11 protein-coding genes are annotated in these 14,300 nt (G+C 70.2%); 3 read left to right on the top strand and 8 right to left on the bottom strand.

Features of this window, described 5'->3' with window-relative positions; translation table 11 throughout:
- Positions 1–160: 160 nt before the first annotated feature.
- Both ACTIMO_RS15605 and ACTIMO_RS15600 read left to right on the top strand, forming a co-directional pair.
- Positions 161–2,056 carry an ATP-binding protein gene (locus tag ACTIMO_RS15605; protein ID WP_448182978.1) on the top strand — a complete coding sequence of 632 codons (1,896 nt, stop codon included), beginning with the start codon at positions 161–163 and terminating at the stop codon, positions 2,054–2,056.
- Between the two features lie 31 nt (positions 2,057–2,087).
- A complete protein-coding gene (locus ACTIMO_RS15600) occupies positions 2,088–2,624 on the top strand; it encodes a hypothetical protein (RefSeq protein ID WP_448182977.1) in 537 nt (178 codons plus the stop codon).
- A 20-nt stretch (positions 2,625–2,644) separates the two neighbouring features.
- On the opposite strand, the gene metG is transcribed toward ACTIMO_RS15600, so the two are convergent.
- From metG to ilvD, 7 genes are all read right to left on the bottom strand, one after another.
- A complete protein-coding gene (gene metG / locus ACTIMO_RS15595; RefSeq protein ID WP_055770528.1) occupies positions 2,645–4,219 on the bottom strand; it encodes a methionine--tRNA ligase in 1,575 nt (524 codons plus the stop codon).
- A 46-nt stretch (positions 4,220–4,265) separates the two neighbouring features.
- A complete protein-coding gene (locus tag ACTIMO_RS15590) occupies positions 4,266–5,195 on the bottom strand; it encodes an acetamidase/formamidase family protein (protein ID WP_448182976.1) in 930 nt (309 codons plus the stop codon).
- Positions 5,196–5,254: 59 nt separating this feature from the next.
- A complete protein-coding gene (gene serA / locus ACTIMO_RS15585; protein WP_414826623.1) occupies positions 5,255–6,847 on the bottom strand; it encodes a phosphoglycerate dehydrogenase in 1,593 nt (530 codons plus the stop codon).
- A 108-nt stretch (positions 6,848–6,955) separates the two neighbouring features.
- Positions 6,956–7,981, bottom strand: a complete 1,026-nt coding sequence (gene ilvC / locus ACTIMO_RS15580) for a ketol-acid reductoisomerase (protein ID WP_055770519.1) — start codon at positions 7,979–7,981, stop codon at positions 6,956–6,958.
- Positions 7,982–8,050: 69 nt separating this feature from the next.
- Positions 8,051–8,563, bottom strand: a complete 513-nt coding sequence (gene ilvN, locus ACTIMO_RS15575; protein ID WP_055770516.1) for an acetolactate synthase small subunit — start codon at positions 8,561–8,563, stop codon at positions 8,051–8,053.
- A gap of 2 nt (positions 8,564–8,565) precedes the next feature.
- Positions 8,566–10,446, bottom strand: a complete 1,881-nt coding sequence (locus ACTIMO_RS15570) for an acetolactate synthase large subunit (RefSeq protein ID WP_448182975.1) — start codon at positions 10,444–10,446, stop codon at positions 8,566–8,568.
- Between the two features lie 346 nt (positions 10,447–10,792).
- On the bottom strand, positions 10,793–12,520 hold the full coding sequence (gene ilvD, locus ACTIMO_RS15565; RefSeq protein WP_055770510.1) for a dihydroxy-acid dehydratase: 1,728 nt from the start codon (positions 12,518–12,520) through the stop codon (positions 10,793–10,795).
- Positions 12,521–12,756: 236 nt separating this feature from the next.
- Between ilvD and ACTIMO_RS15560 the strand changes: the two genes are divergently transcribed.
- Positions 12,757–13,251 (top strand): hypothetical protein, encoded by a 495-nt coding sequence (locus ACTIMO_RS15560; RefSeq protein ID WP_448182974.1) that lies wholly within the window; start codon positions 12,757–12,759, stop codon positions 13,249–13,251.
- A gap of 37 nt (positions 13,252–13,288) precedes the next feature.
- On the opposite strand, the gene ACTIMO_RS15555 is transcribed toward ACTIMO_RS15560, so the two are convergent.
- Positions 13,289–14,278: a 2-hydroxyacid dehydrogenase gene (locus ACTIMO_RS15555; protein WP_448182973.1), complete on the bottom strand. Its 990-nt coding sequence runs from the start codon at positions 14,276–14,278 to the stop codon at positions 13,289–13,291.
- Positions 14,279–14,300: the final 22 nt, after the last annotated feature.

The raw sequence follows: 14,300 nt of genomic DNA, 5'->3' as shown, positions 1-14,300 counted from the left end.
CGCCGCACGCGCGTGACGGAGGCGCGTCCTGCTGCGGCGGCGGCGTGATCCACTCCTCGTGCTGCGCCGGTGCCCTTCAGCGGGTCGACCGGCCGATCTCCCGGCACCCCCGTGCGCCGCCTATATTGGGGGGATTGCAGCGGACGCCGGAAAGGACATCGTGGCGCAGGACGAAGCACAGGGGAATCGCGACGCCGCCCTGGCCGTCGTCGCGTCGTCGTCCGCGGAGGACTGCGACCGGTTGCGCGGGGTGCTCGACGCGGGCGGCCTCCGCGCCAGGACGGTGACCACGGCCGCATCCCTCCTCGACGACGTCCTCACGCACCGCCCGGACCTCCTGCTGGTCGATCTCGACATCGCGCTCGACTACGCGGACGCCCTGTCCGACGTCGTCGACCGGCATCCCCAGCTCGCCGGGCTCCCGGTGATCCTGCTGCTGCCCGACGGCGGCGTGGCCCAGCTCCCGGACGGCCTCGCCCCCTATGTCTCCGACGTCGTCTTCCGGCCCGTGGCCGCCGAGGAGGTCCTGCACCGGTCGCGGTCGGCCATGGCGCGCCGCCGCCGCCACCAAGCGCAGCGCGCCTCGTCCTCGCGTCTTCGGGAGGACATGCGCAGGATCTCGGCGCGCATCCGGTCGACCAATGACCCCGTCGCCATGGTGGACCAGTTCCTGCCCCACCTCGGCCAGTCGCTCGGCGCGGACCGCGTGACGCTCCAGATGTTCGACGACGACCGCGTGGCCGCACGGAGCAGCACGTGGAACCGGGGCCCCGGCACGGAAAGCACCGGGAGCACAGCAAGCACGCAGAGCACCGGGAGCACCGGGAGCACCGGGAGCACCGGGAGCACCGGGAGCACCGGGAGCACCGACGACACGGACGGTGCGCACGGTGCGCACGGTGCGCCCGCCACGCACGACGGGCACGCCGGGGCGGGCAGGGCGGCCGACGTCGCCGGCCCCCGGCGGTCCGACCAGGAGTCCGCCTTCGCCCTCGCCCTGGGTCTGTGGGAGGACACGGCGGCCGCGTCGTTCAGTGCCGGTCCTGCGGCGACACCCCGCCCCGGGGACATCCCGGCGCCCGACTGGCTGCTGCGGGGTTCGCGCGAGCACACCGCACCGGGACTTCCCGCCGCCCGGACGGCCGACCGGACGCTCCACGGTGTCGTCGCAGCCCTCGGCGAGGGTGACACCCCGTTCGGCCTGCTCTGGGTGGTCCGGGCGGAGACCCCGCTCGTGTGGACCGGCGTCGAGGCCGCCCTCACCCAGCACGTGCTCGGCAACCTGGCACACGGGCTCATCCAGGCGCAGCTCATCAGCCGCCAGCAGGAGGCCGTCCGGAAGCTCCGCGCCCTCAACCAGGCGAAGAGCGATTTCGTGGGCACCGTCAACCACGAGCTCCGGACGCCGCTCGCCTCGATCGCCGGCTACCTGGAGATGATCATCGACGGTGTCGGAGGGGAGTTGCCGACCGAGGCCCAGACGATGCTGCAGGCCGTCGAACGGAACACCACCCGCCTGAGCCATCTCATCGAGAACATCTCGGCGCTCAACGCGCGCGAGGCGGACGCGTCGGAGCACGGTCCGGTCGACATCGTGCACCTGGTCTCGGAACTGACGAGCCGTCTCGTGCTGGAGGCGGCGAACGGCGGCGTCACGCTGGAATGCGTCCTTCCCGAGACCTCGGTGACGGTACCCGGGAACCGCGACCAGCTGTCCGAAGCGCTCACGGTCGTGCTGTCCAACGCCCTGAAGTTCACACAGGAAGAGGGCAGCGTCATCGTGCGCCTGCTCGACGAGCGGGATCACGGGCGCGCCGTCGTGACCGTCCAGGACACGGGGATCGGCATCCCCGCCGACGATCTCCCGCGCCTCTTCGATTCGTTCCACCGGGCATCGAACGCCACCCAGGCCCTCCCGGGGGCGGGAGTGGGACTCAGCCTCGCGAAGAGGACGCTCGAGGACCACCACGGGAGTATCACGATCGAGTCCCAGCTCGGCGTCGGCACGTCGGTCGTCGTCACGCTACCCCTCCTGAGCCACGCTGCCGTAGGCTGATGAGCCGGAATACAGCCCGGAAGGAACGCTCATGACCGCCGCAGCGAACCGCTCACCGGTCCGCCAGCTGGACCTGGAGACCCTCCTGCCCTATCTCGACCTCCACCTGGTCGGCGCCACCAACGGGGTCAGACTCTTCGGCGCGGCGGAGACGGCCTGGGCCGGCTCCCCGCACGCCGAGGACTTCGCGCGGCTGCGGCGGGAGATCAGCGAGGAACGCGCGTTCCTGAAGCGGCTGATCAAGGCGCTCGGTCACCGTCCGGGCGCGGTCAAGATGACGCTCGCCCGGATGCTCTCGGCGATCGCCCGCATGGATCCCCTGAATCCCGCGCGTCGGAAGGACACCGCCGGCGCGCAGCTCGAACTCGAAGCCCTGCAGTCGCTCCTCAAGGGCAAGGAGGCCCTGTGGTCGACCCTCCTGGCGGTCTGCCCCGACTCCGAGGGCCGCCCGGGCGGAGCCGTCGTCGACCGGCCGGTCCTGCACCAGCTGCTGGACTCGTCCAGGCGTCAGCAGGAGACCGTGGCACGCATCATGACCGCCACGGCGCCGGACCGCTTCCTCCGCTGAACCGAGCGTGCGGGGCCGTCCTACTCCCCCGCGGGCTCCTCGTACTTCGGGAAGACGGGCGAGGGCGCCGGCAGGGCGGTGCCGGGCTGGATCCGCTGGTGGAGGGCCGCGAAGAGACGGAGGTCGTCGTCCGCCGCGGTCCCCTGCCCGAGCGCCGTGAGGATCTCCCCCGCGCTCGTGGGCATGACGGGCTGCGCGAGGATCGCGACGACCCGCAGCACCTCCAGGGTCACGTGCAGCACCGTGTTCATGCGCTCCGGGTCGGTCTTCCGGAGCACCCAGGGCTGCTGGTCCGCGAAGTAGGCGTTCGTGTCGCCGAGGACGGTCCAGATCCCCTCGAGGGCCCTGGAGAACTCCTGTCGGTCGTAGGCGGCGCGGCTCGCGTCGAGCAGGGCGTGCGCCTGGTCGAGGATCGCCGTGTCGGCCGCGGCGTACTCCCCCGGTTCCGGCACGGCTCCGCCGCAGTTCTTGGCCACCATGGAGAGCGAGCGCTGGGCCAGGTTGCCGAAGTTGTTCGCCAGGTCGGAGTTCATGCGGCCGACCACGGCCTCGTGGCTGTACGAGCCGTCCGCCCCGAACGGCACCTCGCGCAGCAGGAAGAAGCGCACCTGGTCCAGGCCGTACTGCTCCACCCAGTCCGCGGGAGCCACGGTGTTGCCGAGCGACTTCGACATCTTCACGCCGCGGTTGTGCAGGAAGCCGTGGATCATCACACGCCTGGGCAGCTCGAGGCCCGCGGACATGAGGAAGGCCGGCCAGTAGATCGCGTGGAAACGCGAGATGTCCTTCCCGATCACGTGCACGTCGGCGGGCCAGAATCGCGTGAAGGCCTCCGACCCGGTGTCGGGAAAACCAACACCGGTCAGGTAGTTGGTGAGGGCATCGACCCAGACGTACATGACATGGCGGTCATTCCCCGGGACGGGCACACCCCAGTCGAAGGTGGTGCGGCTGATGGACAGGTCCTCGAGCCCCCGGCGCACGAACGAGATGACCTCGTTGAAGCGGGATTGGGGAGCGCCGAAGTCCGGCTGTGACGCGTAGTGGTCCAGGAGCTTCTGCTGGTAGGCGGAGAGGCGGAAGAAGTAGCTCTCCTCCTCGGTCCAGGTGACCTCGGTGTCGGTCTGGGTCGCGTACCTGACGCCGTCGTCACGCACCTCGGTCTCGTCCTCGCCCCAGTACGCCTCGTCGCGCACCGAGTACCAGCCCGCGTAGGTGTCGAGGTAGATGTCCCCGTTGGCCTCCATGCGCTTCCAGATCTCGGTCGCGGCGGCGTAGTGGTCCTCGTCGGTGGTACGGATGAAGCGGTCGTAGGACGTCCCGACGACGTCGTTCATCGCCTGGAAGGCCAGCGCGTTGCGGGTGGCCAGGTCACGCACGGGGATGCCCTCGCGGTCGGCCGCCTGCTGCATCTTCAGGCCGTGCTCGTCCGTACCCGTCAGGTACATGACGTCGTACCCGTCGAGCCGCTTGAAGCGCGCCATCGCGTCGACGGCGATCGTCTCGTAGGCGTGTCCGATGTGCGGGACGCCGTTCGGATAGGAGATGGCGGTGGTGATGTAGAACGGGGGCTTTGCGCCGGCTGCGGGAGTCACCCTACGAAATTACCCCGCCCGGTGCGCATTTACCCAAGCGCGGGCATCACGGCGTACGGACGGCGTCCATCCCCAGCACCGCGTGCACGCCCCACGTCCGGTTCGCGATCTGCGTGACACGGAGGTCGACGACGGAACTCGCCAGGGCGAGGGCGGTCTTCCGTTCCAGTCCGTACAATCGCTGCAGCCACGTCAGCATGGCACCGAGGGCTTCCGCCGTCGCCCGGTTCAGATCGGCGTCGAAGCCGAAGGTGATGCGGGAGGTCGGGGTGATCGCGTGGATGCCCGCCACCGGAGCGTCACGGAGGACGTCCACCGTGAGCGTCGTCGTCATGCCGCACTCGATCGCGGTGCCGCCCACCTCGCCGTCGCCCTGCGCAGCGTGGCCGTCGCCCACGTGCAGGAGCGCCCCGGGAACCGTCACGGGCAGGAAGAGCGTCGCTCCTGCCGTGAGTTCGCGGCAGTCGATGTTCCCGCCCCCGGCGGCACGCGGCGGCGTGGTGGAGTGCTCGCCGTGCTCCGCGGGCGGCAGGCCCACGACGCCGAGGAAGGGCGCCAGCTGCACCGACTGGCCGTACTGGTTGGTCCCCGTCCTGGCGTCGCGGTCCAGGTCCCACAGGAGCCAGGCGGGGTCGGTACCCGCCAGGCCGAGGCTCTGGGCGAAGGCATCGTCCCGCCGGCCTGCCGCCGTCCAGCCCCAGTCGGCCGTCTCCAACCGCTCGAACCGGAGCGCCAGCACGTCGCCGGGCTCCGTACCTGCGACCTCGATGGGCCCGGTGAGCGCATGCCCCCGGCGATCCGGGAAGCGGTAGGGCGTCACCGCCCCCGGCGTCTCCTGCCGTTCGAGGTGTCCCCAGGCGTCGAGGGAACTGACGACCACCCGGTCCCCCGGAGCCATCCGCAGCACGGGCGGGGTGTCCCGGGAGAGGACCTGGGTCGCGGTCGATTCCTCGGCGGGCAGGTGGTGCGTGGTCATCGGCGTCCTTCGCTCGGGTGTCGCGCCCGTCCGGGCTGGTGATGGCGGCTCCTCGCGGGTCAGTCCTGCAGGTCGACCTCCCGCGCGACCGTGGCGCCGATCTCCGCGCGGATCGCGTCGAGGACGTCCTGCGGGACCGAGCTGTCCACCGTGAGGAGGGACAGGGCCTGGCCGCCCTCCTTGTTGCGTGCCACCTGCATGCCGGCGATGTTGATGCCACGCTCGCCGAGGAGGCGTCCGAGCGTGCCGATCACGCCCGGCCGGTCGGTGTAGAGCAGGACCAGGAGGTGGTCGCTGATGGGGATCTCGAGTTCGTAGCCGTTGACGCCCACCAGCTTCTCGACCTGCTTGGGTCCGGTGAGGGTTCCCGCGACGGAGATCTGCGAGCCGTCCGAGAGCGCCCCGCGCAGGCGGAGCACGTTCCGGTACTCCTCGGACTCCGGAGTGGTGATGAGCCGCGAGGTGATGCCGCGCTGCTCCGCGAGGACAGGGGCGTTCACGTAGGAGACCTGTTCCGAGACGACGTCGGTGAACACGCCCTTCAGCGCGGCCAGCTCGAGCGCCTTCACGTCCAGCGACGCGATCTCGCCGGCCACCTCGATGTCGATCTGCGTGAGGGAGTCGTGCGTGAGCGCGGTGAAGATGCGCCCCAGCTTCTCCATCAGCGGGATTCCGGGGCGGACCGCGGGGTCGATGACGCCGCCGGCCACGTTGACGGCATCGGGGACGAGCTCGCCGGCGAGGGCCAGCCGGACGGACTTGGCGACCGAGATGCCGGCCTTCTCCTGGGCCTCGTCGGTCGAGGCGCCGAGGTGCGGGGTCACCACGACGCTGTCGTGGGCGAAGAAGGGCAGGTCGGTGCTGGGTTCCTGGACGAAGACGTCGACCCCGGCGCCGGCGATCTGGCCCTGCTCGAGGGCCGTGTGCAGCGCGGCCTCGTCGACGAGCCCGCCGCGCGCGACGTTCACCACGTAGGCGGTGTCCTTCATGAGGGCGAACGCCTCGGCGCCGAGCATGCCCACCGTCTCCGGGGTCTTCGGCATGTGGATGGTGACGAAGTCCGCTTCGCGGAGCAGCTCGTCGAGGGTCACGAGCCGGACGTTGAGCTGCGCCGCGCGCGCCGAGGTCACGTAGGGGTCGTAGGCGAGGATCTGCGTGCCGAAGCCCTGGAGGCGTGCCGCGACCAGGGCGCCGATACGGCCGAGGCCGATGATGCCGATGTTCTTCTCGTAGAGCTCCGAGCCGGAGTACTTCGAGCGCTTCCACTCCCCGGCCTTCAGGGCTGCGCTCGCCTGGGGGATGTTCCTGGCGAGGCTGAGGATGTGCCCGACCGTCAGTTCCGCGGCGGAGATGATGTTGGAGGTCGGAGCGTTGACGACCATCACGCCGGCCTGCGTCGCGGCCTTGATGTCGACGTTGTCCAGGCCCACTCCCGCACGCGCGATCACCTTGAGCCTCGGTGCCGCGGCGATGGCCTCCGCGTCCAGCTGCGTCGCCGAACGCACCAGCACGGCGTCGACGTCCGCCAGTGCGGCCAGGAGCAGGCCGCGGTCGGCGCCGTCCGTGGTGCGGATCTCGAAGTCGGGACCGAGCGCCTCGACGGTGGCGGGTGAGAGTTCCTCGGCGAGGAGGACGACTGGCTTGCTGGTCACGGTGTTCCTTCGGGTGGCAGGTGGATCGGGCGGGCCGGACATGGGTCCGGCAGGGCACCTGCTCGTCACTGAGCGTCGAGCACGTGCCCTGCCGGGGAGGGGGGTGCGCTAGCGCGCGACGGAACCCTCGGTGTAGTCGTCGTTCGTCTTGATCCACGAGAAGAGCTTGCGGAGCTCACGGCCCGTGCTCTCGATCGGGTGGTCCTCGCCCTTCTTCCGGAGTTCCGTGAATTCCGGCGCTCCGGCGTCCTGGTCGTCTATGAAGCGCTGCGCGAAGGCCCCGTTCTGGATGTCGGCGAGGACGGCCTTCATGTTCTCCTTGACCTCCGGCGTGATGACGCGCGGGCCGGAGACGTAGTCCCCGTACTCGGCGGTGTCGGACACGCTCCAGCGCTGCTTCGCGATCCCGCCCTCGACCATGAGGTCGACGATCAGCTTGAGCTCGTGGAGCACCTCGAAGTAGGCGACCTCGGGCTTGTAGCCGGCCTCGGTGAGGGTTTCGAAGCCGTACTGGATCAGCTGGGAGGCGCCACCGCAGAGCACGGCCTGCTCGCCGAACAGGTCGGTCTCGGTCTCCTCGGTGAAGGTGGTCTCGATGACGCCCGCCCGGGTGCCGCCGATCGCCTTCGCGTAGGACAGGGCGAGGTCGCGGGCCTTGCCCGAGGCGTCCTGCTCGACGGCGATCAGGTCCGGCACGCCGCGGCCGGCCTCGAACTCGCGGCGCACGATGTGCCCCGGGCCCTTGGGCGCCACGAGGGCGACGTCGACGTCGGCCGGCGGCTGGATGTAGCCGTAGCGGATGTTGAAGCCGTGCCCGAAGAACAGGGCGTCACCGGCCTGCAGGTTCGGCGCGATGTCGTCCTTGTACACGTGCCGCTGCACCTGGTCCGGGGTCAGGACCATGATGAGGTCCGCCTCCGCGGTGGCGTCTGCGACGGAGAGGACGCGCAGTCCCTCGGCCTCTGCCTTGGCGCGCGACGCCGAGCCCTCCTTCAGTCCGACGCGCACGTCGACGCCGGAGTCACGGAGGCTGAGGGCGTGGGCGTGGCCCTGGCTGCCGTAGCCGATGACGGCCACGGTGCGGCCCTGGATGATCGAAAGGTCTGCATCGTCGTCATAGAACAGCTCGGTCACGGGTGGTTCTCCTTGATAGGGGTGGAGTGGTACAGGAAGGGGGGCGCCTCCGGCGGGCCGGAGGCGCGGTCAGGCGCTGCGCAGGGCGCGGTCGCTCATCGACTTGGCGCCGCGGCCGATCGCGAGCGTGCCGGACTGCACGATCTCGCGGATGCCGAACGGCTCGAGCACGGACAGGAGCGCCGAGAGCTTCTCCGGGGTGCCGGTCGCCTCGATGATGAGCGAGTCCGTCGCCACGTCGACGACGGATGCACGGAAGAGATCCGCGGCCTGCGTCACCTGCAGGCGGGTCGCGGCGTCGGCCCTGACCTTGATCAGGATGTGGTCGCGCTGGACCGACAGCTCGGTGGTCAGTTCCACGATCTTGATCACGTTGATGAGCTTGTTGAGCTGCTTCGTGACCTGCTCGAGGAGGTCTCCCTCGGCTTCGACGACGACCGTGATGCGGGACATCCCCGCGACCTCGGTCGGTCCCACCGCGAGAGAGTTGATGTTGAAGGCGCGCCGGGCGAAGAGGCTGGCGACGCGGGTCAGGACGCCGGGGACGTCCTCGACGAGGACGGAGAGTGTGTGCCGTGCCATGGTCAGTCCTCCTGCTCCCAGGTCGGGGTCATGTTGCGGGCGATCTGGATGAGGTCGTTGCTGACGCCGGACGGGACCATGGGCCAGACCATCGAGTCTCGGCTGACCACGAAGTCGATCACGACGGGGCGGTCGTTGATCGCCAGGGCCTGCTCGATCGTGGCGTCGATGTCCTCGTCGCGCTCGCAGCGCAGGCCCACGCAGCCGTAGGCGTCGGCGAGCTTCACGAAGTCGGGCACGCGCACGGTGTCGTGGCCCGTGTTGAGATCGGTGTTGGAGTAGCGGCCCTCGTAGAAGAGGGTCTGCCACTGCCGCACCATCCCGAGCGAGGAGTTGTTGATGACGGCGACCTTGATGGGGATGTTGTTGATGACGCAGGTCGCGAGTTCCTGGTTGGTCATCTGGAAGCAGCCGTCGCCGTCGATCGCCCAGACCACCCGGTCCGGGTTGCCGACCTTCGCGCCCATCGCCGCGGGCACGGAGTAGCCCATGGTGCCGAGCCCACCCGAGTTCAGCCAGGCGTGCGGGCGCTCGTACTGGATGAACTGCGCCGCCCACATCTGGTGCTGGCCGACACCCGAGACGAAGACGCCCTCGGGACCGGTCAGCTCGCCGATGCGCTTGATGACCTGCTGGGGTGCCGAGAGGCCGTCCTCCGGCTGGCTGAAGCCCACGGGGTAGGTGTCGCGCAGGTGGTTGATCGTCTTCCACCAGGCGGAGATGTCCGGGCGTTCCTGCGTCGCGAAGCTCTCCCGCACGGCGGCGGTGAGTTCGGGGATGATCTCCTTCACGGACCCGACGATCGGCACGTCCGCTGCACGGTTCTTCGAGATCTCCGCGGGATCGATGTCTGCGTGGATGACCCGCGCGTTCGGGGCGAAGCTCGAGAGCACGCCCGTCACGCGATCGTCGAAGCGGGCGCCGAGCGTGATGAGCAGGTCCGCCTGCTGCAGGGCGGTCACCGCGGAGACGGAGCCGTGCATCCCCGGCATGCCCACGTGCTGCTCGTGGGAGTCGGGGAAGACGCCGCGGGCCATGAGGGTGGTGACGACGGGGGCGCCCACGAGCTCGGCGAGTTCCTTCAGTTCCACCGAGGCGTGGCCCTTGACCACGCCACCGCCCACGTAGAAGACGGGGCGCTGGGATCCGCTGATGAGGCGGGCCGCCTCGCGGACCTGCTTGGCGTGTCCGCGCAGCACGGGCCGGTATCCGGGGATGTCCACCCGGGGCGGCCAGGAGAAGGTCATGGTGGCCTGCTGGGCGTCCTTGGCGATGTCCACCAGCACGGGCCCGGGGCGGCCCGTCGTCGCGATGTGGAAGGCCTCGGCCAGGACGCGCGGGATGTCCTGCGCATCGGTGACGAGGTAGGAGTGCTTGGTGATCGGCATGGTGATGCCGACGATGTCCGCCTCCTGGAAGGCGTCCGAGCCGATGAATGCGCTCGAGACCTGCCCGGTGATGGCCACCATGGGCACGGAGTCCATGTGGGCATCGGCGATGGCGGTCACGAGGTTCGTGGCGCCCGGGCCGGACGTCACGATGCAGACGCCGGGACGACCGGTGACCATGGCGTAGCCCTGCGCGGCATGGCCGGCACCCTGCTCGTGGCGCACCAGGACGTGGCGGAGCTTGGTCGACGCCATGAGGGGATCGTAGGTCGGGAGGATGGCTCCGCCGGGAAGGCCGAAGACGTCGTCGACGCCGAGTTCCTCGAGGGACCGCACGATCGCGGCCGACCCGAGCATGCGGGTGGGCGCGACGACGGCATTGGGTCCGCGGACGGCGCTCGCCTGGACGACGGGCACGGTCTCGCGCGCAGGTGCTGCGGGAGGTGCTGGCCTTGCTGCCAACAGCGCGGGGCTGATGGGCGATCCCTTGGACATCTCAGACTTCCTTCGGAACGTTCGCTGCACTGCTGCAGCTGTGACTGCGGATGGACATCCGCGGGCTTCTTCGTCGACAGGTCGTGTCAACAAAAAAACCCCTCAGCCTGGTCGGGCTCTGCGAGGGGTTGCGCGTGACTGCAGTCGTCGGGTGGACGGGCTTCAGGCCACGCGCTGTGTAAGGACGACGACTACGGGTTCGAGCTGCATACCTGTAGTTTCCACGCCCCCTCGAAAGGGTGTCAACCGCACCCCCTGCTGTCTCACATGATGGACACCATGTCCAGTTAGTGGACATTAACCAGGGGTGCCGGCCACGCGGTCCCCCGCGTGGCCGGCCGGTTACTCAGCCGCAGTAGGCGCCCGTCGACGCCGAGTGCACGAGCTTCGCGTACTTGCCCAGCACGCCCTTGGTGTAGCGGGCGGGCAGCGGCGCCCAGCCCACCTTCCGCTCCTCGAGCTCGGCCTCGTCGACCAGCAGGTCGAAGCTCTTCGCGGCGATGTCGACGCGGATGCGGTCACCGTCCTGCACGAAGGCGATGGGACCGCCGTCGACCGCTTCCGGGGCGACGTGCCCGATGCACAGGCCCGTGGTGCCCCCCGAGAAGCGGCCATCCGTCAGCAGGAGCACGTCCTTGCCGAGTCCGGCCCCCTTGATGGCGCCGGTGATCGCGAGCATCTCACGCATGCCCGGCCCGCCCTTCGGCCCCTCGTAGCGGATCACCACGACGTCGCCCGCGTGGATGGCTCCTGCGTCCAGGGCGTCCAGGGCCCCCTGCTCACGCTCGAAGACGCGGGCAGTGCCCTCGAAGACGTCGGCGTCGAACCCGGCGCTCTTGACCACGGCACCCTCGGGCGCCAGGGACCCGTGGAGGATGGTGATCCCGCCGGTCCTGTGCATCGGGTTGTCGAGAGCGCGCAGGATCTTGCCGTCGAGGTCCGGCGGGTTGATGTCCGCGAGGTTCTCCGCGAGCGTCTTGCCGGTGACGGTGAGGCAGTCGCCGTGCAGCAGGCCGGCGTCGAGCAGAGCCTTCATGATGACCGGCACGCCGCCCACCTTGTCGACGTCGAACATCACGTAGCGGCCGAAGGGCTTGAGATCGCCCAGGTGCGGGATCGTGTCACCGATGCGGCTGAAGTCGTCGAGCGTGAGGTCCACCTCTGCTTCACGGGCGATGGCCAGCAGGTGCAGGACGGCGTTCGTCGAACCGCCGAAGGCCATGGTGACCGCGATGGCGTTCTCGAAGGCCTTCTTGGTCATGATGTCGCGCGCCGTGATGCCGAGGCGCAGGAGGTTCACGACGGCCTCGCCGGACTTCTGGGCGAACGCGTCGCGCCGCCGGTCGACGGAGGGAGGAGCGGCGGATCCGGGCAGGGACATCCCGAGGGCCTCGCCGATGCAGGCCATGGTGTTGGCGGTGTACATCCCGCCACAGGCACCCTCGCCGGGACAGACGGCGCGCTCGATGCTGTCGAGGTCCTTGAGGCTCATGGTGCCGGCCGCACAGGCGCCGACGGCCTCGAAGGCGTCGATCAGGGTGACCTCCTTCTCGGTCCCGTCCTCGAGCTTCGCGAAGCCCGGCATGATGGTGCCCGCGTACAGGAAGACGGAGGCGAGATCGAGGCGGGCCGCCGCCATGAGCATGCCCGGCAGGGACTTGTCGCAACCGGCCAGGAGGACGGACCCGTCGATGCGCTCTGCCTGCATGACGGTCTCGACCGAGTCGGCGATCACCTCGCGCGAGACGAGGGAGAAGTGCATGCCCTCGTGGCCCATCGAGATGCCGTCGGAGACCGAGATGGTGCCGAACTGCATCGGGAACCCGCCCGCGTCCCGGACACCCTCCTTCGCGCCCTCCGCCAGGCGGTTGAGGGACAGGTTGCAGGGGGTGATCTCGTTCCACGAACTCGCGACGCCGACCTGGGGCTTGGCGAAGTCGTCGTCGCCCATACCCACCGCACGGAGCATTCCGCGGGAGGGGGCCGCATGGATGCCGTCCGTGACGACGCGGCTCCGGGGTTTGATGTCTGGCGTTGTCTGCGGTGTTGTCTCCGGCGTTGTGTCCACGGTCATGGTGGAAGTCTAGGCCGGTGTTGCAGGCACGTTTCGCCATGTGACCCTCCTGTTACAGCCCGTCGTGGCCTGCGCGGAAGGCATCTCCCGGCCCCGGCGGGCCCCTCGTGCGGGCCCTCGACGCTCCGGTAGAGTGTGGTCTTCGCGGGCGAACCGACCCGCCTGCGGGCCGGGTGCTCCGCTCAGGGTCCCGCCGTCGGGACCGGTCCGACAGCCTCCTACCGCAACGGCGTGATATGACTCCCGAAGAGCCCCACGAGACCGCCCTCCCGTTCGACGGGGGCCAGGGCCTTAAGAACGCCCTGCGCCGTGTCTTCGACGGCCAGATCCCGAACTACGGCGACTACAACCTCGTGTTCGCGGCCCGCCGCACCGCTGCGGGGAGCCGGCGGTCGACGAGGGCACCGGCCACGCAGCCCCCCGCGCCGTCCGCCTTCGTGGTCGGCTACCGCTGGAAGCCGATGGAACTCATGATCGCCCCCGTGGATCTGGCGGCCATCACCGGTGCGGGCGTCCCCGTCGAGGTGAACATGACGAACCTCGCGCACGCCCTGCAGTGGGACGACGACGACAGCTTCGAGGTGGGCACCAGCACGGGCCGGATCTTCCGGTTCGACGTCGCTGCGGAACCCGTGCTCGACATCGGGCCGGGCACGCCCCTGCTCCTCGACCAGGAGGACGACTGCCTCGACTTCACGGCGTTCATGGACGCCTTCATCGCCATGGCCTGACTCCCGGGAATCGGGGCCGGACCGGCTCCGGCGGCCGTCAGGCCCAGGGGCCCCGGGCCACCAGGTTCTCCGGAGCCCGGCCCTCGCCGAGGAGCGCGACCTGGCGCTCGAGCAGGGCGAGGATCCGGGGCGGGAAAGCCTCGGTGTTGCCACCGACGTGCGGCGTGATGATGACGCCCGGCGCACGCCACAGCGGGTGGTCCGCCGGCAGCGGTTCGGGGTCGACGACGTCGAGGGCGGCCCTCAGGCGGCCCGTCAGGACCTCGGCCGTGAGGGCGTCGGTGTCCACGACGGCGCCGCGCGCCACGTTGACCACCAGCGCGCCGTCGGGCAGTGCGGCGAGGACCTCGCGCCCGATCAGTCCGCGCGTCGCGTCGCTCAGGGGCGTGATGACGACCACGACGTCGTGGTCCGGAGCGAGCGAGGCCAGCTCGTCGCTGCCGTGCACATGGCCGATCCCGTCCTCGCGAGCCGTGCTGCCGACCCTCGTCACGGTGGCCTCGAAGGTCACGAGGCGGCGCCGGATCTCCTCGCCGATCCCGCCGACGCCGACGAGCAGCACCCGCCGGTCGGCGAGGCCCGGGTGGCGCGCGGGCGACCACCGGCCGTCGGCCTGCTGCCGCACGGCGTCGTCGATCCCCCGGAGCGACGCGAGGGCCAGCCCGACGGCGAGTTCGGCGGTGGCCGCGGCATGCACGCCCGACGCCGTGGCGATCGCCACCCCGCCTCCCACGAGGTCGGCCACGCCGTCGTACCCTGTGGACTGCGTCTGGACGAGGACGAGGTTCGGCGCGGCATCGAGCGCGCCGTCGAGATGAGCGCGGCCCGTGTACGGGAGGACCGCGGCCTGGATCCCGGCGGGATCGGCGCCGACGGGCGCGCCGATGAAGTCCCAGAGCACCACCTCGACGTTCGGCGAGATGTCCGCGAGGGCATCGCGCAGATCGGCGGTCGGTACGCTCAGCGTGCTGACGACGGGGATGCGTGCGGAGGGCGACGACGAGGCGGATGCGGCCGAGGGGGTCATGGCGCCAGCCTAGCGCCGGCCG

The sequence above is a fragment of the Arthrobacter sp. CP30 genome (genome assembly GCF_053470025.1).
The sequence above is the reverse complement of the archived record's forward strand: the minus strand, read 5'-3'. Positions and strand labels throughout refer to the sequence as shown.

What these genes read in the sequence shown, in the direction of transcription:
- ilvN (WP_055770516.1), bottom strand. Translation starts at nt 8,563, where the DNA reads ATGGCACGGCACACACTCTCCGTCCTCGTCGAGGACGTCCCCGGCGTC.
- ACTIMO_RS15555 (WP_448182973.1), bottom strand. Translation starts at nt 14,278, where the DNA reads ATGACCCCCTCGGCCGCATCCGCCTCGTCGTCGCCCTCCGCACGCATC.
- ACTIMO_RS15590 (WP_448182976.1), bottom strand. Translation starts at nt 5,195, where the DNA reads ATGACCACGCACCACCTGCCCGCCGAGGAATCGACCGCGACCCAGGTC.
- ACTIMO_RS15560 (WP_448182974.1), top strand. Translation starts at nt 12,757, where the DNA reads ATGACTCCCGAAGAGCCCCACGAGACCGCCCTCCCGTTCGACGGGGGC.
- ACTIMO_RS15570 (WP_448182975.1), bottom strand. Translation starts at nt 10,446, where the DNA reads ATGTCCAAGGGATCGCCCATCAGCCCCGCGCTGTTGGCAGCAAGGCCA.
- ACTIMO_RS15600 (WP_448182977.1), top strand. Translation starts at nt 2,088, where the DNA reads ATGACCGCCGCAGCGAACCGCTCACCGGTCCGCCAGCTGGACCTGGAG.
- ilvD (WP_055770510.1), bottom strand. Translation starts at nt 12,520, where the DNA reads ATGACCGTGGACACAACGCCGGAGACAACACCGCAGACAACGCCAGAC.